General features: G+C 71.0%; 16 protein-coding genes and 1 pseudogene. 11 read left to right on the top strand and 6 right to left on the bottom strand.

From position 1 onward, the window contains the following. Positions 1 to 7: 7 nt before the first annotated feature. The 5 genes from AB0M08_RS39635 (at position 8) to AB0M08_RS39655 (ending at position 4,055) form a co-directional block, all read left to right on the top strand. Positions 8 to 775 (top strand): IS982 family transposase, encoded by a 768-nt coding sequence (locus tag AB0M08_RS39635; RefSeq protein ID WP_364505213.1) that lies wholly within the window; start codon positions 8 to 10, stop codon positions 773 to 775. A 232-nt stretch (positions 776 to 1,007) separates the two neighbouring features. Next, a complete protein-coding gene (locus tag AB0M08_RS39640) occupies positions 1,008 to 1,643 on the top strand; it encodes a PadR family transcriptional regulator (protein ID WP_364505215.1) in 636 nt (211 codons plus the stop codon). 150 nt (positions 1,644 to 1,793) lie between these two features. Then, positions 1,794 to 2,741, top strand: coding sequence for an ATP-binding cassette domain-containing protein (locus AB0M08_RS39645; RefSeq protein ID WP_364505217.1), 948 nt, complete (start codon positions 1,794 to 1,796; stop codon positions 2,739 to 2,741). Next, positions 2,738 to 3,514, top strand: coding sequence for an ABC transporter permease (locus AB0M08_RS39650; RefSeq protein ID WP_364505219.1), 777 nt, complete (start codon positions 2,738 to 2,740; stop codon positions 3,512 to 3,514). Before AB0M08_RS39645 ends, AB0M08_RS39650 begins: the two co-directional genes overlap by 4 nt. Before the next feature lie 67 nt (positions 3,515 to 3,581). Continuing rightward, positions 3,582 to 4,055: a DUF2510 domain-containing protein gene (locus AB0M08_RS39655; RefSeq protein WP_364505221.1), complete on the top strand. Its 474-nt coding sequence runs from the start codon at positions 3,582 to 3,584 to the stop codon at positions 4,053 to 4,055. Positions 4,056 to 4,944: 889 nt separating this feature from the next. Here the strand turns inward: AB0M08_RS39655 and AB0M08_RS39660 are convergent. The 5 genes and pseudogenes from AB0M08_RS39660 to AB0M08_RS39680 form a co-directional block, all read right to left on the bottom strand. Continuing rightward, a pseudogene (locus tag AB0M08_RS39660) lies at positions 4,945 to 5,844 on the bottom strand (M28 family metallopeptidase); the annotation flags it as partial. Positions 5,845 to 6,137: 293 nt separating this feature from the next. Further along, positions 6,138 to 6,917 (bottom strand): ABC transporter ATP-binding protein, encoded by a 780-nt coding sequence (locus AB0M08_RS39665; protein ID WP_364505223.1) that lies wholly within the window; start codon positions 6,915 to 6,917, stop codon positions 6,138 to 6,140. Positions 6,918 to 6,927: 10 nt separating this feature from the next. After that, a complete protein-coding gene (locus AB0M08_RS39670) occupies positions 6,928 to 7,704 on the bottom strand; it encodes an ABC transporter permease (RefSeq protein WP_364505225.1) in 777 nt (258 codons plus the stop codon). Beyond that, complete coding sequence (locus AB0M08_RS39675; protein WP_364505227.1) at positions 7,704 to 8,495, bottom strand: ABC transporter permease subunit; 792 nt, start codon at positions 8,493 to 8,495, stop codon at positions 7,704 to 7,706. Before AB0M08_RS39675 ends, AB0M08_RS39670 begins: the two co-directional genes overlap by 1 nt. After that, positions 8,492 to 9,439 carry an ABC transporter substrate-binding protein gene (locus AB0M08_RS39680; RefSeq protein ID WP_364505229.1) on the bottom strand — a complete coding sequence of 316 codons (948 nt, stop codon included), beginning with the start codon at positions 9,437 to 9,439 and terminating at the stop codon, positions 8,492 to 8,494. Before AB0M08_RS39680 ends, AB0M08_RS39675 begins: the two co-directional genes overlap by 4 nt. A 128-nt stretch (positions 9,440 to 9,567) precedes the next feature. Here AB0M08_RS39680 and AB0M08_RS39685 point away from each other — a divergent pair, with 128 nt between their 5' ends. Continuing rightward, a complete protein-coding gene (locus tag AB0M08_RS39685; protein ID WP_364505231.1) occupies positions 9,568 to 10,353 on the top strand; it encodes an IclR family transcriptional regulator C-terminal domain-containing protein in 786 nt (261 codons plus the stop codon). Positions 10,354 to 10,420: 67 nt separating this feature from the next. Here AB0M08_RS39685 and AB0M08_RS39690 read toward each other — a convergent pair whose 3' ends face one another. Then, complete coding sequence (locus AB0M08_RS39690) at positions 10,421 to 15,118, bottom strand: diguanylate cyclase (RefSeq protein WP_364505233.1); 4,698 nt, start codon at positions 15,116 to 15,118, stop codon at positions 10,421 to 10,423. 107 nt (positions 15,119 to 15,225) lie between these two features. Here AB0M08_RS39690 and AB0M08_RS39695 point away from each other — a divergent pair, with 107 nt between their 5' ends. The 5 genes from AB0M08_RS39695 to AB0M08_RS39715 all read left to right on the top strand — a co-directional run bounded on the left by AB0M08_RS39695 (position 15,226) and on the right by AB0M08_RS39715 (position 21,217). Continuing rightward, positions 15,226 to 16,623, top strand: coding sequence for an OFA family MFS transporter (locus AB0M08_RS39695; protein WP_364505235.1), 1,398 nt, complete (start codon positions 15,226 to 15,228; stop codon positions 16,621 to 16,623). 170 nt (positions 16,624 to 16,793) lie between these two features. Next, complete coding sequence (locus AB0M08_RS39700; protein ID WP_364505236.1) at positions 16,794 to 17,462, top strand: Crp/Fnr family transcriptional regulator; 669 nt, start codon at positions 16,794 to 16,796, stop codon at positions 17,460 to 17,462. Positions 17,463 to 17,556: 94 nt separating this feature from the next. Then, the gene (locus AB0M08_RS39705; protein ID WP_364505238.1) at positions 17,557 to 18,363 is read left to right on the top strand and encodes a hypothetical protein; all 807 of its coding nucleotides are present in this window, start codon (positions 17,557 to 17,559) and stop codon (positions 18,361 to 18,363) included. Beyond that, positions 18,360 to 20,453, top strand: coding sequence for a hypothetical protein (locus AB0M08_RS39710; protein WP_364505240.1), 2,094 nt, complete (start codon positions 18,360 to 18,362; stop codon positions 20,451 to 20,453). The genes AB0M08_RS39705 and AB0M08_RS39710 overlap by 4 nt, the downstream gene beginning before the upstream one ends. Before the next feature lie 116 nt (positions 20,454 to 20,569). Next, positions 20,570 to 21,217 carry a hypothetical protein gene (locus tag AB0M08_RS39715; RefSeq protein WP_364505242.1) on the top strand — a complete coding sequence of 216 codons (648 nt, stop codon included), beginning with the start codon at positions 20,570 to 20,572 and terminating at the stop codon, positions 21,215 to 21,217. The last annotated feature ends 103 nt before the right edge of the window (positions 21,218 to 21,320 follow it).

A 21,320-nucleotide genomic window follows, 5' to 3' on the forward strand; every position in this document is an offset into this window, starting at 1 on the left:
GGCTGTCATGCAGTCGCTGCTCAACATCCGCTCGGAACGCCGCTGGATCCGTTATCTGGGCAAGAACCTGCGTCCGTTGTTCCCGGTCCAGCTCTGCCAATCGGGCTACAACAAGCGGCTACGTGCAGCACTGCCGCTGATCAAGCACTTCATCCGCGCGCTGGCCTTCGACACCGACTTCTGGTTCGACAACCACTGGATCCTGGACTCCACCCCGGTCGAGTGCGGCCGGTCCCGCCCGACCGTGCAACGCTCCGACGCCGCCGGCTGGGCCACCTACGGCTACTGCGCGTCACACTCCCGATTCTTCTGGGGACTACGGCTCTACCTGATCTGCACCCCGACCGGCATGCCGATCCTCTGGGCCCTGGCCGACGCGAAGATCGGCGAACGTGAGGTCGTCGAGGCCATGCTCGACCGTGAACCCGGCATGCTGGCCCAGCGTCCCGGCCTGCTCCTGATCGCTGATAAGGGCTTCGCCGCGAAACGCTTCGAGCGTGACCTCGCCGACCGCGGCGTCACCCTGCTCCGGCCGAACCGCAAGAACGAGAAACAGCGACCGGGCCAGAGCCTACTGAAGGCCGTCCGCCAGCTGATCGAATCGGTCAACGACACCCTGAAAGGCCAGCTCGACCTCGAACTACACGGCGCACGCACCTTCCAGGGCATCGCCGCCCGCGTCGCTCAACGCATCCTCGCGATGACCGCCGCGATTTGGCACAACCACAAAACCGGCCAACCGGTCACCCGCAGCCTGATCGCCTACGACCACTGAACGAGCAGCTAACACCCGTCATCACTCGTCTAGCGCGCTCGCCGGAAAGACGCGATGTCGTCCATCACGTCGGCGGCGTCCCCGGAACCGTTCCGCCCGGTCCCGTGAGGCGGCCGCGTGATGTTGGCACAGTGTGGGGTATCCGCGGAGTGCTCGCGTGCGTAATACTCGTCGGCGAGTATCCGGCGACGGGGCGGGCGATCGAGACGGGCGATCGAGACGGGAGGGTGGCGTGGCGAAGCGGCGGAAGGTCAACAACCTGCTCGGGCTGCACATCCTCGCGACGCTGACCATTCGGCCGCTGCATCCGTACGAGATGGCCGCGCAGCTGAAGGCGTTCGGCAAGGACGAGGACATCAAGATCCAGTGGGGTTCGCTCTACACGGTCGTGCAGAACCTGGAGAAGCACGGGTTCATCGAGGAGGCGGAGACGGTCCGGGAAGGCCGTCGGCCCGAGCGCACCGTGTACCGGATCACCGAGGCCGGGCGGCAGGAGGCGGCCGACTGGATACGGGACCTGATCGCGTACCCGGAGCGGGAGTACCCGCGGCTTCAGGCCGCGCTCTCCGTCCTCGGCGTGCTCCCGCCGGACGAGGTGGTCGACCTGCTCCAGCAGCGGCTCGACATCCTGCGGCTGGAGATCGACTCCAGACGGCAGATGATGCGGGCGACCGTGCACGAGGTTCCGCGGCTCTTCCTGGTCGAACAGGAGTACTCCCTGGCGATCCGGGAGGCCGAGGCGACCTGGATCGCCGGGCTGATCAAGGAATTCCGGGACGGCAGCATGCCGGGCCTCGAGGCCTGGCGGCGGATGCACCGCACCGGTGAGCTCCCCGAGGACCTTTCCGAGTTCATGGGGGAGGAGTAGGGAACGGCAGAAAGAAGTCCTGGCCGGTGCGGGAACACCGGCCAGGACGGCCCCGACAAACCGGCCGCGGGAACGGCCCGGCACATCCGAGGCGTGTAGCAGCACCAGGATAGCCGGGACACGGACCGTGGCGATTCGCGAAGGATCACCATGAGCGATGCCGTGACGGCAGAAGACCTGCACAAGAGCTACCCGGGTGGGGTGCGGGCCCTCGACGGGCTCTCCCTCACCGTCCGCGCCGGGGAGGTGTTCGGCCTGCTCGGGCCGAACGGCGCCGGCAAGTCCACCACTGTCAAGATCCTCACCACGCTGGCCCGGCCCGGCTCCGGGCGGGCCACCGTGGCCGGCCACGACGTGCTCCGGCACCCGGACCAGGTGCGGCGGGAGATCGGCGTGGTCGCCCAGCGCTCCGCGCTGGATCCGACGGCGAGCGGCCGTGACAACCTCACCCTTCAGGCCCGGCTCTTCGGGGTACGGGGTCCGGCCCTCCGCCGCCGCGTGACCGGCCTGCTCGACCGCTTCGACCTCGCGCCGGCCGCCGAACGGGCGGTGCGCGGCTGGTCGGGCGGCATGCAGCGGCGTCTCGACGTGGCGCTGGCCCTGGTCCACCGGCCCGGCGTGCTCTTCCTCGACGAACCGACCACCGGGCTGGACCCGGAGGGCCGGGCGGCGATGTGGCGCGAGATCGACCGGCTCGCCGCCGACGAGTCGATCGCCATCCTGCTCACCACGCACTATCTGGACGAGGCGGACCGGCTCGCCGCCCGGCTCGCCATCGTGGACGCGGGGCGGGTCGTCGCGCAGGGCACACCCGAGCACCTCAAGGGGGAGCTGCGCGGGGATGCCGTACATCTGGAACTGGAGGAACCACCGGAGGAGCCGCGGGCGCGGCAGGCGATGGAGAGGGTCGACGGCCTGCGTGACGTCGCCCTGGAGGGGCGGCGGCTGAGCGCACGATCCGACGACGGAGCCGCGGCCGTCCCGGCGGCGCTGGCGGCCCTGGACGCGGCCGGGATCGGCGTGACGACCGTGACCGTGGCGCGGCCGTCACTGGACGACGTCTACCTGCGGCACGTCGGACGGAGGTTCGCGGCATGACGACCCTGGCGGCACACACCTGGTGGATGACCACGCGGCGGCTGAAGGTGCTGGTCAAACAGCCCGCGTTCGTGGTCATCCTGCTCATCCAGCCGGCCGTCTGGCTGTTCCTGTTCGGGAACCTGTTCCGCCGCGTGGTGGAGCTGCCCGGCTTCGGCGGCGTCTCCTACCTCGACTACATCGTCCCCGGGGTGGTGGTGATGACCGCGATCTCGTCGAACATGTGGGCCGGGATGGGCGTGCTCGAGGAGATCGAGCGCGGCACGATGAACCGGCTGCTCACCACGCCGGTGGCGCGCGGCGCGATCCTCAACGCGGTGGTCCTGGAACAGGCGCTGAGCACCGCCGTCCAGGTCGCGGCGATCATCCTGCTCGGCCTGGCCGCCGGGGCCGCCTACCCGGGCGGCGCCGCGGGGCTGGCCGTGCTGATGGTCGCGGCCCTGCTGCTCGGGACGATCTTCAGCGCCCTCTCCAACACGGTCGGCATGCTGGCCCGGCAGCGCGAGACGATCATCGGCATCAACACGCTGCTGCTCCTGCCGCTGACCTTCCTCTCCTCCGCGTTCATGGCGGCGTCGCTGATGCCGTCCTGGATGCGCCGGATCGCCGACGGCAACCCGGTGAACTGGGCACTCGACGCGGCCCGCGCCGCGATGTCCGACACCCCGGCGTGGGGGACCGTGCTGACCCGGGGCGGCTGGCTGCTGCTGGCGGCGGCGCTGATGCTGGTGCTCTCGACCCGCACGTTCAGGGCGTACCAGAAATCGGTCTGACGGGACTCCTCAAGGGGGCGCGGCGCCACCCGATGTGCATCGCGCCCCCGGCCCGGAAGGAAGCACCATGACCACGCCCGCACAGCCCGCCGGATGGTACGCCGACCCGAGCGGCCTGCCCGCGACCCGCTGGTGGGACGGCCGCGCCTGGACCGATCACGTGCAGCCGGGCGGCGCGGTCCGTCCCCCGGCCGGCGGCCTCTACGGCTATTACCCGACGGCCGCGCCGAGCGGCCCGGCCACGCCGGGACCGCATACGGTTCCGGTCACCGACCCTGAGTCGGCGGAGATCTTCGCCGCGCGGGCGTCGGGGGCGCGCTCCCCGGGGGTGGTCAGCCGGGGCGGTGCGCTGCCGGCGCCGCCGGAGGAGCATTTCACGTACGCCATGCCACCGGTCGACGCCGTCGCGCCGGTTGTCGCGGACTCGGCGGTCACGGAGCAGCCGCCGCCGGCACGGGGCCTGCTGCGGAGTCCGTTGCTGCTGAGCTCGGTGGCGGTGATCGTTCTCGCTGTGATCGCCGCCGTCATGCTGCTGCGCTGAGCGACTGATTCCGCCGGAGCGGCGCATCCGCCCTGACATCCCGTGTGCGTCATGCCCCGCATGTCGTCTTCGGCCATGTCGTTTGCCGGTCCCGCCCCGATCCGGCTGGCAGCCGGGGTGCCTCAACCTCCGGGGAAGCCCTCGGCGAGCCAGCCGAGCTGTTCCGGCTGGCTTTCCGGGGTGTGTCGCGGCACCTCAGACACCCCTGAAGGCCGGCCGGGATGATCCACTCTTCGTTGTTGCGCCGGGTCGACACTTCGTCCGCATCGCGCGAATGTCGATCGCTCGAACGGGCGTCGCCGTCACCTGGAAACGCTCGATGTCGCGACGTCGCGTCCCGATGCATCCACCCCGATACTTCTGTTCTGATGCATCACAGTTGATGCATCTAACATGATGCATCTAACATGATGCATCGTGAGTGATGCATCACGGTCGATGCATCGGAAGTGACCATCGAGCGGCATCGCGGCGGCGATCGGAGGGGGCATCTCTTCGCACACGAACGGCGCGGGCGGGCGCCGCGCGAATACGAGTGCCGGGACGCGGGCGGCCCGCGCACACGGTCTGCGGAATGTGGGCGGCCCGCGCACCCGGACGGCTCGGGGTGGGCGGCCCATGCACGCGATCAGCCCGGAACCGGGGCGGTGGGTGTACGCGTTGTGCGATCGTGTGCGGGGGAAGCCCTCATAGCGTCGCCAGAAGCACTCAGTCAGCGATCGTGGCTTCCCGCCGCCCCGCCAAACCATGATCGTGAACCCGGACCGTCCCCGCGGCGAGACCGTCCCCGCGGCGAGACCGCCCCCGCGATCAGACCGCCCCCGCGGCGAGGCCGCCCCGCCGCCCGGCCGGCCTGATCGCGATCAGAGGCGAGCAGGCAACCTGATCAGGACTGGCCGATCGTCCACACCGCGTAGGCGATCGCGTCGGTGTTGCGGTCCAAGGCGGTGGCGTCGATGTTCGCCGTGGTGTCGCACGATGCGTGGTAGCAGGGGTCGAACGTGGTCGCCGTGCCGCCCCAGAGTGCCACCTGTGCACTCGTCTTGCGTTCCTCGGCGCCGGTGAAGATGCCGCCGGCCGGGATGTCCGCGTCGATGAACGGCCCGTAGTCGCTGCGCCCGTCGAAGTCGGTGCCCTGGACCGGTACCCCGATCCCCGTGTAGAAGTCCTCCAGCACCTGTTCGATCTCGGCGGACCCGTCCGGCCCCGGCCCCGAGCCCGTGTCGTCGGAGTCGTCGCCGTCGTACAGGAAATAGCCGGGGTTGGGGGAGGCGACCATGTCGAAGTTCAGGTACCCGCTGATCTGGGCGAGCTGCGCGCTGGTCAGCGAGTCCACGTAGTGGGTGGAGCCGATCAGCCCGCGCTCCTCCGCGCCCCACCAGGCGAAACGCAGGTGCTTGGTGGGTGTGAAGCCGGAGCGGGCGACGGCCAGGGCGACCTCGAGGTTCGCGGCCGAGCCGGAGCCGTTGTCGTTGATGCCGGGGCCGGCCACCACGCTGTCCAGGTGGCCGCCGATCACCAGGGTGTCGCTGGTGTCGCCGCCGGGCCAGTCCGCGATCAGGTTGTAGCCGGTGCGCAGCCCGTACGTGAAGCTCTGCTGGGTGGTGGTGAAACCGGCCGCGTCCAGCAGCCCCTTCACATAGGTGATCGAGGCGAGGAAGCCGGGGCGTCCGTGCGCCCGGTTGCCGCCGTTCGCGGTCGCGATGGCCTGGAGCTGGGTGAGGTGGGCCGAGACGTTCGCCACCGGGATGTCCGGAGCGGCGACGGCGGCGGCCTGCGCGGGACCAACGGCGAGGCCGGCGGCCTGCGCGGGACCAGCGGCAAGGCCGGCGGCCTGCGCGGGACCAGCGGCAAGGCCGGCGGCCTGCGCGGGACCAGCGGCGAGGTCGGCGGCTTGGGCGGGACTCGCGGCGAGGCCGGCGATCAGCACGGCCGCGCTGAGCAGGGGGATTGCTCGCACAGGGATCTCCCTTCGTCGATGAATCATCGACGAGCCTGCCAGAGCCGGCCGGTCACCCCCTCATATCAATCGATACCTATCGTTGTCCCGGGCCTTCGTGGGAGGCCCGGGACAACGACGGATCAGCGTGCCGCGGCCGCCTTCTTGGCGAGCTGGATCTGCTCGTAGACGCGGGTCCGCAGCTCCACGAACCGCGGGTCGGCCCGGGTGTGCAGCTGGTCCCGCTCGGCGGGCAGGTCCACGGTCAGCTCGTCCTGCACCACGGTCGGCGAGGAGGAGAGCATGACCACGCGCCGGCCCAGGTAGACCGCCTCGTCGATGTCGTGCGTGACGAAGAGGACGGTCACCTTGAGGCGCTGCCAGAGCGAGCGGACCAGGTCCTCCAGGTCCGCCCGGGTCTGGGCGTCGACGGCCGCGAACGGCTCGTCCATCAGCAGCGTCTGCGGCTCGTACGCCACCGCGCGGGCGATCGCCACCCGCTGCTGCATGCCGCCGGAGAGCTGCCACGGGTACGCCGACGCGGTGCCGGTCAGGCCGACCGCGTCGAGAGCGCCCTCGACCAGCTCCTTGCGGCGGGCCCGGGGCACCCGCTTCTGCTTGAGCGGGAGCTCCACGTTCTCCCGCACGCTCGCCCAGGGGAACAGGCTGCGCCCGTACTCCTGGAAGACCACCGCCATGCCGGGCGGCGGACCGGTGACCTGCTTGCCGTCGACACTGACCTCACCGGAGGTCGGGCCGAGCAGGCCGGAGATGCACCGGAGCAGTGTGGTCTTGCCGCAGCCGGACGGGCCGACCAGGCAGACCAGGTCACCGTTGTCCACGGTGAAGGTGAGGTCGCGCAGCGCCTCCACCTCACGGCTGCCGGAACTGTAGACCTTCCGCAGGCCCTTCACTTCGAGCATGGTCGACCTCCTAGCCGGCCTGGCGCCGCGCCGCGCGCAGCCCCTCGTACCACCGCAGGGCCCGCCGCTCGGCGAGCCGGAAGAGCAGCGAGAGCGCGAAGCCGAGCAGGCCGAGCAGGATGATCCCGCTCCACATCTCGGGGATCGCGAAGCTGCGCTGGAACTGGACGATCGTGAAGCCGAGGCCGTTGGTGGCCGCGAACATCTCGCTGATCACCATGAGGATGATCGCGATCGAGAGCGCCTGGCGCAGCCCGGCCGCGATCTGGGGTGACGCGGACGGGAGCACCACCTTGGTGATCCGGGCGGGTCCGGTGAACCCGTACGAGCGGGCGGTGTCCAGCACCACGCTGTCCACCGCGCGCACCCCCTCCACCGTGTTCAGCAGGATCGGCCAGATGCAGCCGAAGACGATCACGGTGACCTTCATGCCGTCGTCGATGCCGGCGAACAGCATGATCACCGGCACCAGCACCGGCGGCGGGATGGCCCGGAAGAACTCCAGCACCGGTTCGAGGACCGCGCGTAGCGTCCGGTTGAGGCCGATCGCCACGCCCAGGGCCACGCCGATCACCGCGGCGATCAGGTACCCGGTGATCAGCCGCAGCAGGCTGGGCGCCACGTCGGCGCGCAACTGCTCGACCGTCCAGGTGTTCTTGAACGCGATCAGGGTGGTCCGCAGCGGCGGCGAGTAGAAGTTCTCGCTCCCCTCGGTCATGAAGAACCAGGTCGCGAAGAGCACGACCGGAAGAGCGACGGCATAGAAGATCTTCTTGAGTACGCCCATCAGACGATCACCTCGCCCCGGATGGACTGGTGCCAGGCGAGCAGGCGGCGCTCGCCGGTACGAGCCAGCAGGTTGATGATGACGCCGAGCAGGCCGGTGACCACGATCAGCGCGTACATGATCGCCTCGGCGCCCGGGGACGCCTGGGCCACGCCGATCTCCTTGCCCAGTCCGGGCGCGCCGATCACCAGTTCGGCGGTGATCGCCAGGACCAGGGCGACCGAGGCGGCGAGCCGGATCCCGGTGAAGACGTAGGGCAGTGCGGTCGGCCAGAGCACGTGCCGGACCCGGCCCCAGGTGGAGAAGCGGTAGCTGCGGGCGGTCTCCTCGGCGACCGGGTCCACGTCGGTGACGCCGTAGAGGACCTGGACCAGGATCTGCCAGAACGCCGCGTAGCAGATGAGCAGCAGGCTGGACCCGATCTCGGTGCCGTAGAGCAGCACCGCGAGCGGGATCAGCGCGACCGACGGGATCGGCCGCAGGAACTCCACCGTGGACGCGGTCAGCTCGCGCAGCACCGGCACCGAGCCGATCACCAGACCGGCCACCACCCCGGCGACCACCGCGATGGTGAGCCCGGTGATCCAGGCGGTCAGCGTGTCGCCGAGCGCCTGCCAGAACGTGGCCGTCTTGGCCTCGTCGACCAGCGCCACCGCGATCTTGCTGGTGGGTGGCAGGTAGGCCGGGTTGACGAGCCCCAGTCGCGGGAGAAGTTCGATAACGACGAGCAACCCGGCCAGCCCGGCGAAGCCGAGCATGACCGGGTTGCCACCACGACGTGAGGTCGTCACGGCAGGAGCTTGTCCAGGTCCGGCGTACCGGAGAAGATGCCGTCGCCCTCGCCGAGCTTGACCAGGGTCTCGACCGAGGTCCGGTTGATCTCGGTGGGCCACTTCGGCAGCACGACCGCGGCACGGCCGGCCTCGTCGATCTTGGTGTACTCGGCCAGGATCGCCCGGACGTCGTCCGGGTGGCTGTCGGCGTACGTCAGCGACTCGTTGATCGCCTCGGTGAAGCGCTTGACCAGGTCCGCGTTGTCGGCGATCAGCTTCTGCGAGGTGAAGTACGCCGCGATGGTCAGGTTCGGCGCCGCGTCCACGAAGGTCGAGGCGACCTCGCGGCCACCGGCGGCCTTGATCTGGGAGAGCTGCGGCTCGACGACCCACGCCGCGTCGATCTGCCCGGCCTCCAGGGCGGCCGGCATGGTCGGGAAGGTCATCTCGACGAACTGGATGCCGGACGGGTCGCCGCCGTCCTTGCGCACCGACTGCCGGGTCACGGTGTCACCGATGTTCTTCAGGGTGTTCACCGAGATCTTCTTGCCGGCCAGGTCCTTGGCGCTCTTGATCGGGCTGTCCGCCTTGACCACCACGGCGCCGAAGTCCTTGCCCTGCACGCCGGTCGACGAGACGCCGGCCGCGATCGCCTTGATCGGCACGCTCTTGGTCTGCGCGATCATCAGCGAGGTCAGGTTGCTGAAGCCGAACTGGAACTGGTCGCTGACCACGCCGGGGACGATCGCCGCGCCACCCTGGCCGGCCTCGAGGGTGAGCTCGATGTTCCGGCTCTTGAAGAAGCCCTGCTTGTTGCCGAGGTAGATCGGCGCCACGTCGATGATCGGGATGACACCGACCTTGACCTTGTCGACGCCACCGGCCGAGTCGCTGCTGGTGCTCTTGTCGTCGTCTGAAGTACACGCAGCGGTGAGGGCACTGGCAGCCACTGCCAGCACCATCCCACCGAACATACGCCGCCGCATATTCAAATCCTCCGGTTAAATGTGTGCGCATCACGAACAAGAGTTCTCAATGAGAACGCTATGATGTGCCCCGTGTCACGTCAACGATTCGTGTCGATCATCTGATGGCGCGGGAACCTTACTACGTTCAGTCGCTGGAGCGGGGGCTGGCGGTGATCCGTGCATTTGATGCCGAACGCCGCGAACTCACATTGAGCGAAGTGGCCCGTATATGCGGTTTGACCCGGGCCGCAGCGCGCCGATTCCTGCTTACTTTGACCGATTTGGGATATGTGCGGACCGACGGGCGGCTCTTCTCCCTGACCCCTCGGGTATTGGAGCTCGGGTACGCGTTCCTCGGCGGCCTCTCGTTACCCGAGGTGGCCGAGCCGCACATGGAAAGACTGGTCGCCGAGGTCCGCGAGACCTGCTCGATGTCGGTGCTCGACGGCGACGACATCGTCTACGTGGCACGGGTCCCGACCAGCCGGATCATGCGCGTGGCGATCAACGTGGGCACCCGCTTCCCGGCGTACGCCACCTCGATGGGCCGGGTCCTGCTGGCCGCGCTGCCGGAGCGGGACCTGGACGCGTACCTGACCCGCGCCAAGCTGGAGCCGCTCACCGACCGGACCATCTGCACGCCCGGCGCGCTCCGGGCCGAGCTGGACCGGGTGCGCGAGGCCGGTCACTCCATGGTCGACCAGGAGCTGGAGGAGGGGCTGCGGGCGATCGCCACCCCGATCCGGGACCGCTCCGGGGCGGCCGCCGGCGCGGTGAACATCTCGGTGCACGCCGCCCGGGCGACGGTCGACGCGATCCGGGAGGCCATCCTGCCGCCGCTGCTGGTGGCGACCGCCGCGATCGAGGCCGACCTGCGGATCGGCGCGCCCTCGCGGAGCGTCAGCTAAGGAAGTTCACGGCCGTTCCAAAGACTGTCCTAATGAGATTCACAGGTGTGCTTTGAGTCACCCGGGTTCAGTCCGTGGGAGCCGGCGGCCAGCCTCCGGTGGCGACCTGGTTCCGGCCGTCCCGCTTCGCGTGGTACAGCGCGTCGTCGGCGATCCGGATCAGGTCGCCGGGCGTGGCGTCCGGCTCCGGTGCCGTCGCGGCCACCCCGACGCTGACCGTGACCACGCCCGAGTCGGCGAACTCGTGCGGCTCACGCAGGCGCGACACCGCCCGGCAGGCCCGCTCGGCCACCACCCGGGCCCCGGCCGCCGTGGTGTCCGGCATGATCACGCAGAACTCCTCGCCGCCGTACCGGGCGACCACGTCGGTCACCCGGACGCTGTCCCGTAGCGCGCTCGCCACCAGCGCCAGGCAGCGGTCGCCGGCCTGATGGCCGTAGTGGTCGTTGTACCTCTTGAAATGATCGACGTCGATCATCGCGAGCCCGATCGGCTCACCGGAGCGCAGCCCGCGCAGCCACTCCGCCTCCAGCACGCCGGTCAGCCGGCGCCGGTTCGCCAGCCCGGTCAGCGGGTCGGTCAGGGTGAGCAGCTCCAGCTGCCGGTTCGCGGCGGCGAGTTCCTCGGTACGCTCGGCGACCTTCCGCTCCAGCGAGGCGTAGAGCAGCGCGTTGTCCAGCGAGACGGTCAGCTGGCCGGCGATCAGCTGGACCGCGTCCAGCCGGGTCGCCGAGAACGCCCGCCGGGCCAGCCGGTTCTCCAGCACCAGCATCGCCCGCGGCGCACCCTGGCTCAGCACCGGCACGACCAGCAGCGAACAGTGGTCCAGCCCGGCGAAGTACGCGTCCCGGGCCACCCTGTCGTCCCGCGCCGCGTCGTCGATCAGCATCGGCTCGCGGGTGCGCTCGGCGTACCGGAGCGCGGTCAGCGGCAGCAGTCCCTGCCCGGCGGCCTCGGCGAGGGTCAGCGGCGGGCGGCCCACGGCGAGGTCGGCGGGGAGGAGCCACCCGCCGGTGTCGTCGGCGAGCACCAGGCGTACCGAGGTCGCCCCGGTCATCGCGCTCAGCACCTCCTCGACCCGGGCGCGCAGCCGCTCCAGATCGGTGTCCGCGCTCAGCGCGCGGGCGGCGGCCAGCACCGCGAGCAGGTCGATCGACTCGGTGGAGAGGTTCAGGCTGTGCGTGGTCGTGGTGGCGGGCGCCGCGGGTGCGGTGCCGGCGTGCAGGTCCAGCCACCGGGCCTTGGCGGTGGCGCCCCAGGCGGCGTACCCACGGACCGCCTCGGCGAGCGCGTGCCGGGCCGCGTGCTCCATGCCGCTCGCCATCAGGAACCACCCGGTCCGCTCGGCGATCAGCGCGGCCTGCCACGGCCGCCCCGCCCCGGCGGCGCACCGGGCGGCCTCGTCGAAGGCGAGCGCGGCGGCCGGGAAGTCGCCGTTGATCCGGGCCGACTCCGCCGCGGCGAGCAGCACCAGGTGCCGGTACCCGGCGGGGCGGTCGGCGGCGCGCGCGACGAAGAAGGCCCAGCAGCGGTCGATCTCCGGCTGCGCGTTCTCCGGGCGGGCGCCGGGATGGACCGCGTCGAGGAGGCGTACCAGATGGATCAGGGTCTCGCCGTTGGTGCCGGCCAGCCGGTACGCGACCGGCTCCAGCAGCCGGACGTGCCGTTCGAGGTCGGCGTACGCCCCGAAGAGCGCCGCGGCGAGCGCCCGGAACGCGTGGTAGTTGGCCCGCATGCCCAGGTCGCGGGTGTTCAGTTCGGCCTCGAACGCGCTCTCGTCGAAGTCCGCGTCGCCGAACGAGCCCGGCCCGTCGGTCTCGCCCCGCATCGCCCGGACGTACTGCCGGTAGATCATCAGCCCGGAGGCGGTACGGGCGAACCCGGTCCGCGCGGCGAGCGCCATCCCCGCCTCGGCCTCGATGGCGCACGCGTCGACGCCGAGGCACTCCAGCCGCAGCGGCACCGAGAGCAGGTAGCTGGCCGCCGCCATCTGCAGTTCACCGCCGCGCAGCAGGCCGTCCCGGGCCCGGCGGGCCAGGATCAGCCCGCTCTCGATCGGCTCGAACCAGATCTGCCCGGCGACCGCGAGCTGGAGCTTGGCGTGCGACGCGGCGGGCTCGTAGCCGCGGTCGTCGGCGACGGTGAGGACGCGGCGCAGGACGTCGTACCCGAGCCGGTAGTCGCCCTCGGTGGCGACCGCGACGAAGGAGAGGTGGCTGATCGGCGCGACCAGGGGAGCGGCGGTGCCCTGCCCGGCCCACATCCGGCAGGCGGTCACGGTCAGCCAGCCCAGCACGTCCCGGTCGGCGAAGAACGCCGACGGCATCAGCCGGTTGATCACCTGGGCCGCCGCGATCAGCGCCGGGTCGCGCAGCTCCGGCCAGTCCGGGCGCTCCGGCCAGGAGCGCAACTCGGCCAGTCCGGCGATCACGCTCGCGGTCATCTCGGCCCGGTCCGGTACGCCCACGCCCAGCCGCCCGAGCATCCCGAGGCCGAGCTCCAGCGCCTCGGCGAGCCGGGCCCGGCTGGTCAGGCCGACCAGCTGCTGGCAGACGGCGGCACCGCTGACCTCGGTGAGCGCCGCGAAGACCGCGTCCGCCTCGTCGAACCGGGCCAGGTCGCAGAGCGCCCGGTGCCACTCGGTCCGCAGCTCGGGATCGTCCGAGGCGTCCAGCCGGACCGCCGCGGCGAGGAAGGTCTCGGCCGCCGCGTGGTTGGCCACCAGCCGGGCACCGGCGGCGGCCGACCGCAGCAGCCGGAGGACCGTCCGGCGTTCGCCCTCCTCGGTGATCCGGCCGGCCACCGGCAGGTACTGCTCCGCCGCGATCGCCGCGTGTTCGGGGTGCCCGGCGAGCCGCCTGGCGAGTTCCAGATGCGGAAAGAGATCAATGCTCTGGTGTACGGCCTGGCGTACGCGATCGTGCCGGAACCGCGCCACGTCGGCCTCGACGACGACCAGCCCGTCCTCCACCGCCGGTTGCAGCGACAGGCCGGGCGCCGCGATCTGGAGCAGCGGCAGGGACGCGTCGCCGCCGAGGCACGCCATCACCTCCAGCGCGGACCGCGTCTCCGGGGGCAGCGCGGCGACCCGGGCGCCGAGCAGGTCGACCACGTCGCCGCGCCCGACGAAGCGCCGCAGCTCGGTCGCGTCCCAGCGCCACCCGGCGCCCTCGGGGACCAGCGCACCCTCCCGGCGCAGCGCGTTCACCAGCTCGACCGTGTCGAACGGGTTGCCCGCCGTCCGCGCCGTCAGCACCTCGGCCAGCGGCGCCGCCTCCGCCGCGGGCAGCCGCAGCATCTCGCCGAGCAGCGTGCCCACGTCCTCCTGCGGCAGGTTCTCCAGCTGGACCACCCCGGACCCGCCCAGCCGGTGCAGCAGCCCGGTCAGCGGATGCGCCGCGTCCACGTCCCGTTCCCGGTACGCCCCGAGCACCAGCACGCCGGGCAGGTCCGACTCGTCCAGCACCGCGTCGAGGAAGCCGAACACCACCGGACCGGCCCACTGCAGGTCGTCCAGGAAGAAGACGACCGGGCGCGCGCCGGACGCCACGGACCGCAGCACCGCCATCCCGACCCGGCGGATCCGGATCCCGGCCGTGGGATCGCCCTCGCCCGGCTCCGGGGCCACCCCGAGCAGGGTCGCGAACGGCGGGATCACCGCCGCGGCCAGTCCGGCGTCCGGACCGAGCTCCTCCGTGAGACGTACCCGAAGAAGGGCCATCTCCTGATCGCTCTCGGCCAGAAGCTGGGCGCCCAGCGCGCCGAAGGCCTGCCCGACCGCGTTCGCGCCCATGTCCCGCCGGTACGGGTCGCTCCTGCCGGTGAGGAAGTAGCCGCCGGCGGCCGCCACGGTCGGGCGCAGCCGGTCCACCAGCGAGGTCTTGCCCACCCCGGGCGGGCCGGTGACCAGCACGACGCTGCGGTTCCCGGTGACCGCGCCGGTGAAGAGGCCGCGCAGGGTGGCGAGCGCCCCGTCCCGCCCGACCAGCCGGTCCGGCGGCGCCAGCCGCATCGGGAAGTCCCGCTCGCCGAGCACGGCGGGCTCGCCGTCGCCGACCAGGGACAGGTCGTACGCCAGCCCCTCGGCGCTCTGGTAGCGCAGCTCCGGCTCCTTGGCCAGCAGCCGCATGACGATCGCGGCGAGCGGGCCCGACCCGGGCGGCTCCGGCACCCGGGCCAGGTGGTCGTGGACCAGGCGCAGCGGGTCGCCGTCCCGGCCGAACGGCGGCTCTCCGGTGATCAGCTCGTAGAGCACGGCGCCGAGCGCGTAGAGGTCGGCGCGGTGGTCCACCGGCCGCCCGGTCCGCCCGGTCTGCTCCGGCGCCAGGTAGGGGAGTGACCCGGCCAGCCCGGAGTCCTCCAGGTCGGTGGCCGCGGCCAGCTCGAAGTCGATCAGAACCGGTCCCGGTATCAGGATGTTCCCCGGGCTGACGTCGCGGTGCACCACGCCGTGGCGGTGGATCGCGGCGAGGACGGCCGCGAGCGACCGGGCGAGCTCCACCAGCGGCCCGGTCTCCCACGGACCGGGCGTCTCGCTGAGCGGCCGTCCCCGGTCGTCGAGGAAGCAGAGCGTCTCCTCGTCGCTCTCCACGGTCAGCCTCGGGATCCCCCGGATCCCGGCGAGACGCGCCAGGACCTCCCGCTCCCCGCGTACCCGTTCGGCCGCGCGGGGCCCGCGCGGCGTCTTGCGGACGACGGCCGGCCCGTCCGCGGGGGTCACCCGTTCCACCAGGGTGCGCTCGCTGTCGTGGAGCAGAGACCTCACATGTCACCCATCGACCGCTACACCCGGTATCTGAGCGTCTGCGGTTATCCGATCGACGCTTGCGCAGTTGATCGAATTCGTTCGATGATGTGCGCGGGAGGTGGCTCATGTCACTTTTGTCCGTCCTTGACCGTCGGCACACCATCGCCCCACCGGGCTTCAACCGCTGGCTCATCCCGCCCGCCGCCCTGGCCGTGCACCTCTGCATCGGCCAGGTCTACGCCACCAGCGTCTACAAGAACTCCTTCATCGCCCACTTCGGCACCGGTCAGACCGCGATCGGTGTCATCTTCAGCATCGCGATCGTGATGCTCGGCCTCTCCGCCGCCGTCGGCGGCACCTGGGTCGAGAAGAACGGCCCGCGCAAGGCCATGTTCGTCTCCGCGAGCTTCTGGGCCACCGGCTTCGGAGTCGGCGCGCTCGGCATCGCCACCACGCAGCTGTGGCTCGTCTACCTCGGGTACGGCGTGCTCGGCGGCATCGGGCTCGGCATCGGCTACATCTCGCCGGTCTCCACGCTCATCAAATGGTTCCCGGACCGCCCCGGCCTCGCCACCGGCCTGGCCATCATGGGCTTCGGCGGCGGCGCGCTGATCGCCAGCCCGGCGTCCCGGCAGCTGCTCTCCTTCTACGACTCCGGGTACGACCCCAGCGTCTCCACGTCGGTCGCCGACGGCCACGCCCTGGTACTGCTCTTCCTCACCCTCGGCGTCGTCTACTTCCTGATCATGATGTTCGGCGTCGCCAACATCCGGGTACCCGCCGACGACTGGCGCCCGGACGGCTGGGATCCCGCCGCCGTCGCCACCAGGCCGCTGGTCACCACGGCACACGTGTCGGCCGCCAACGCCATCAAGACCCGCTCGTTCTGGCTGCTCTGGGTCGTGCTCTTCTGCAACGTGACCGCGGGCATCGGCATCCTGGAGCAGGCCAGCCCGATGATCCAGGACTTCTTCCGCGGGGCCGACGGCAAGTCCGCGGTCAGCGTGGTCACCGCCGCCGGTTTCGTCGGCGTCCTCTCCCTCTTCAACATGGCCGGCCGTTTCGCCTGGTCCTCCACGTCGGACCTGATCGGCCGCCGCCCCATCTACATGGTGTACCTGGGCGCCGGCATGCTGATGTACCTGCTCCTGGCGACGGTCGGCGACACCACGATCCCGCTCTTCGTCCTGCTGGCCGGCATCATCCTCTCCTTCTACGGCGGCGGCTTCGCCACGGTCCCGGCCTACCTGCGCGACCTCTTCGGCACCTTCCAGGTCGGCGCCATCCACGGCCGCCTGCTGACCGCCTGGTCGGCCGCCGGCATCGCGGGCCCGCTGATCATCAACGGCTTCCTGGACGCCGAGGGCAAGCCCGGCACCCTGACGTCGTCGGCGTACCAGCCCGCCCTCTTCACCATGGTCGGCATCCTCGCCGTCGGCTTCCTGGCCAACCTGCTGATCCGCCCGGTCCCGGTCCACCACCACGAGCCCTCCGTGTCGGAGACGAAGGAGCCCGTCGCATGAACACCCGCCTGGCCGTCTCCTGGCTCCTGGTCGCCGTCCTCCTGGGTTACGGCATCATCCAGACCCTGATCACCGCCGCCAAGCTCTTCCAGTAGCCCACGACGCGGGCACCCGGTTTCCGGGTGCCCGCCCGCTACTCTCTGCGTGTGCCTGGCTATTCATCAATGCCGATGTATCCGGGAGTCGGTCTCTTCGCTCACCTCGCCCAGCAGGAGTGGCAGCGCCTCTGCGACGCCGGCATTCCCGTGCACTTCCCGCCCCGCGCCGTGCTCCTCCGGCAGGGTGACCCCACCGAGCACGTACACCTGATCGTCGCCGGCTGCGTGAAGGCGACCCGGTGCGAGCCCGACGGGAGCCAGGCGCTCCTGACGATCCGGTCCGCCGGTGACGTGGTCGGCGACATGGCGGCCGTCGACCGGCGGCCGCGGTCGGCGACGGTCTCGGCGCTCACCGACGTCGTCACCCACCTGCTGAGCGGTGAGCAGTTCCGCCGTTTCCTGGCGATCCCGCCGGTGGCCACCGGCTTCGCCACCTACACGGTGGGCCGGCTCCGCGAGGCCGATCTGCAGCGGGCCGAGATGGCCGTGCTTCCGGTACGCCGGCGGCTCGCACGAACCCTCCTGCGCCTCGACCGGGAGGCCCGTCATCTGCCCGGCCGGCCACCGGTCAGGCTGCCGCAGTGGGAGCTCGCCGAACTCATCGGCGCCTCCCGGAACGCGGTCGTCGCCGAGCTCACCGTGCTCCGCGATCAGGGCGTCGTGGTGACCCGGCGCCGGGAGATCGCCATCGCGGACGAGCGGCGCCTCGCGGCGATCGCCGCCGATCTGGGAACGGATTGACGGCCGTCACATCGGGAGAGCCCAGAAATGTGCGGAGGCGGATCGTCGTGTTCCGGAGGCTGACGGGTGTCCCACCATCGCGAGAGGAAATGCCATGGACCCGTCGTCCCCGTACCGCCGTACCGTCGATCTGCCTCCCTACCGGGCGATCCTGGCCGTCGACGCCAAGGATTTCACCGCCCAGCCCAGCATCGTCCACCAGCCGATGAGCGGCCTGATCCTGGACCTTGTCGGCGACGCCTTCACCACGGCGGGCCTGGCCGCCGCGTGGCAGCGGCCCGCGTTCCTCGGCCCGACCGGGGACGGGTTCGCCGTCGGGCTGTCGCCGCAGATCCTGCCGCACCTGGTGCACCCGTTCGGCCGGGTGCTCCAGGAGCGGCTGGCCGCGTACAACCGGGACGCCCGTACCGACCAGGCCCGGATCCGCCTGCGGGTCAGCCTCAACGTGGGCCCGTTGCCGGTCGACCCCGCCGATCCGCACTGGACCGGCAACGGCACGGCCCGCAACGACACCCACCGCCTGCTCGACTCGAAGCCGGTCAAGGCCGTCCTCGCCGGTACTAGCGATCGCGTGACCCACGTGGCCTGCATCTTCTCCGACCGCGTCTTTCAGGACGTGGTGGTCGCCGGCTACACGGAGATGCACCCCGACCGCTGCATCGAGGTCCCGGCGACCGTCGACGGCAAGGCCTTCGCCCAGAGGGCCTGGCTTTACGTCCCGGAGAGCACCGGTTTCCTCCCGGCGCTCACCACGCCGGCCCCGTCACCGGACTCCGACCCGGTACCGCCGACGAAGGCCCCGGTGGCGCCGGCCGTCTCCGGCCCCCGGGTCCGCAAGAACTGGGGCCAGGTGGCGACCAGCCCCGGTTCGATGACCCAGCACACCGGCGGTGCGCAGTGACCACCGCGGCCGACGAGTTCGGTTCGCTGGACGACTCCACCACCGACGATCTGCCGGACCTGGTCGAAGGCCCGATGATAACCGCGAACCACGGGCAGGCCGCGACCAACGTCGGCACCATGACGCAGTACATCACCAACTGGCTCGGTCGTTACCGGGCGGCCCGGGAGCTGAGCCCGGAGTTCGTCGCGTCCACCATGGATACGTTCGTGGAGCGGGAGTATCTCCATGCCGGCCTCTCCACGGGGCCTATGAGGAGCGGCGAGGCCGCAAGTCTGCTGCGTGAGTACCACTGCGTGCTGCTGGTCGGCTCGGCGGAATCTGGTCGCCGGACCGCTGCCGTGGCGTTGCTCAGCCACACCGGCCTGCCGATGCACGAACTGCCGGTCGACGACGACGTCCAGCGGCTCCTCCGTCCGGGGGACGTTGCCTGGGACGAGTCCGGCCGCGTCGCCTACCTGGTGGTGGTGCCCCGACAGGCGGAGCGCTCGGGCCGGCTCGTGGAGCAGCTTGCGGGCTATCGCGCGGAAGTCGAGCGCCGGGACGCCCGCCTAGTGGTGCTTCTGGACCGGGAGGCCTGGCTGATGGTCGAGGGCCTCCCCGGCTTCGGGGCGCTGATGGTCGGACCGCCCGACCCCGGCCGGGTGCTGGAACGGCTGTTGCGGGACCAGCGGCAGGTGTGGGAGGTCGACCGTCTCCTGCACGAGCAGGCGGTCGCCCAGGTGCTCCGGGGCGCGGGTCCCGGGCAGGTGCTGCGCCTGTACCGGCGGATCATGAGCGCGGCCGGCGAGGTCCTTCGGCGCGGTGTCGCCGACCCGGTGCCGGTGATCGCGGAGGAAGCGGTCAAGGCATACCAGAACTGGGACGAGCAACTGGTCCAATGGTTCGAGCAGTACAGCGATCCGCGTGCCCGGTTGTTCCTGATCGCCCTCGCCTTCCTGGAGGGTGAACCGGCCGGGGACGTCCTCGACCGGTCCGAGAAGCTCGGCAAAGTGCTCGACGAGTCCGCCGATCTGCGCGGCGGTGTCGGCGGCATGGGCATCCGTCGGCTCGCCCGGTGCGTGGGCGCCGAGGTCGACGGTGAGTGGCGGATCCGTTTCACTCGCGCGGCCTATGCGTCCTCGGTCCTGAGCTTCGTGCACGGTGACCAGTCGAAGGAGTTCCGGCGCAAGCTCTGGGAGTGGGCGGCGGTCCTGCCGATGCGGGGTGGCCCACCGCACCAGCGGATCGCGGTCCAGGTGGCCGACGCCATGCTGATGATGAACCTCTCGATGCCCAGCCCGAACATCCCCGAGGTGCGTTTCCTGGTGTACTCCTGGTGGCGGCATCCGGCTCTTCGCCCCCTGGTGACGAACCTGATCACCGTGCTGGCCCTGAGTCCGGAGGCCGGATCGGTCATGCGCCGCCGGTTGCTCCAATGGGCGACGGAGTTCCGCGACCCGGGGCTGCTCGCGGCGGTCGCCGCGGTCTGCGCGGGCCCGTTCGCGGACACCTACCCGCAAGCCGCGTTCACCCGGCTCCGTCGTCTGGCGGCGCGGGAGAGCGTCGACGACGACGTGGTCGCGGCGATCGTGGCGCTCTGGCCGAGGCCGGCTCACCGCCGGGCCGTGCTCCAGCAGGTCGTCGGCTTGGTTGCTGAGGAGGGTCCGCAGCGTTCCGTCGGTCTGCGGGCGTTCGCCGCGATCTCCGTCGTGCCGTCCGACGTCCGTGACGTCTTCCACGCCCTGGCCGCCGACGACGCGTTGCGGGGCTCTCTCATCGGCGCTCTCATGGACCTGTTCACGCCGCCCGGACCGCAGGGCGAGTTCCGGCAGGCCCTCGAGGTCTGGCTGGAGGTCGCCGTGGACGAGCCCGCCTACCAGGAGCTGATCGCCGGCCTGTTCGTTCTCGCCGGGCGGAAAGGCTCGTCGGACGACGGCGTCAGCGCCCGCTACGCGATGATGAACAAGCTCCTCGACGAGTGGCAACCGGTCGTCGAGGACGGTGCGTACCCGGGAGCCCGTGACTTCCGGGACTGGCTCTGCGAACGGTTGCACCGTGCCGATCCGCTCTCCGGGTGGCGCTCCGAGTCCCTGGTGGCTCTCCGATGACCGCGTCGGCTGGTGACGGGTTCCGGCGGTTCGTCGCCGCGGCGTGGGCCGAGGCCCGCGGTGGGCGGCCGGAGCCGGTCGAAGTCGTCCCCCAGACCCGGCACTCCCCGTTCACCTTGGACCTGCCCAGTACCGATCGGGATCTGTCGTTCTCGGCCGTGTTCGGCGTTTATTGGCAGGGTGAGCCCGGCCGTTACTGGCCGGCCCGGAACGAGGTGGACAAGCGGGTGGTGGAGCTGGCCGGCCGCTATACCGTGGCGCAGGTGGGCTTTCTGGAGAGCGAGCTCAACAACCGGCTCGGCCAGTGGTTCCATCTCGCCGGCATTCGGCTGGTCGCCGGTGGGGCGACCCTGAGCGTCGCACCGGAGGTGCTGGCGGCTCATGCGGAGATGCAGGCGATTCGGCGGAACGCGGCGGTGGGGCGGCTTCGCTGGGAGACCGAGCTCGATGAGCTCGGATACCTTCGGGAGAAGGTCTTCTCTCGGCCCGAGGTTGCCCGCAGCTACTGGCTCAACCGTCATCTGGACACGCCCGGGGACGTGGCACGGATCGACTTCGAGGCGATCGCCGCGATGTTCGCCGGGCCGGGCGAGAGCACCACGACCGTGATCGCCGGGCTTCTCCATGAGTTTCTCAGCGGGCTCGACGACGGGCAGCGCCGCTACCTCGTGCAACAGCTGGGTGCGGTGTTCACGGCGCATGCCCGGGCGGATCTCGCCGGGCTGCTCGGGAGCGTTCCGGGGGAGCAGGCAGGGCCGCAATGAGGGAGGGGCCGTGCCGGAGCGATACGGGCACGGCCCTGCTCCTGATCAGAATCGGTCCTTGCGGATTTACACGTACGTAGCAGAAGAGATGCGGTGGGAAACG

This window comes from Actinoplanes sp. NPDC051851 (genome assembly GCF_040681165.1).
GTDB lineage: Bacteria > Actinomycetota > Actinomycetes > Mycobacteriales > Micromonosporaceae > Actinoplanes.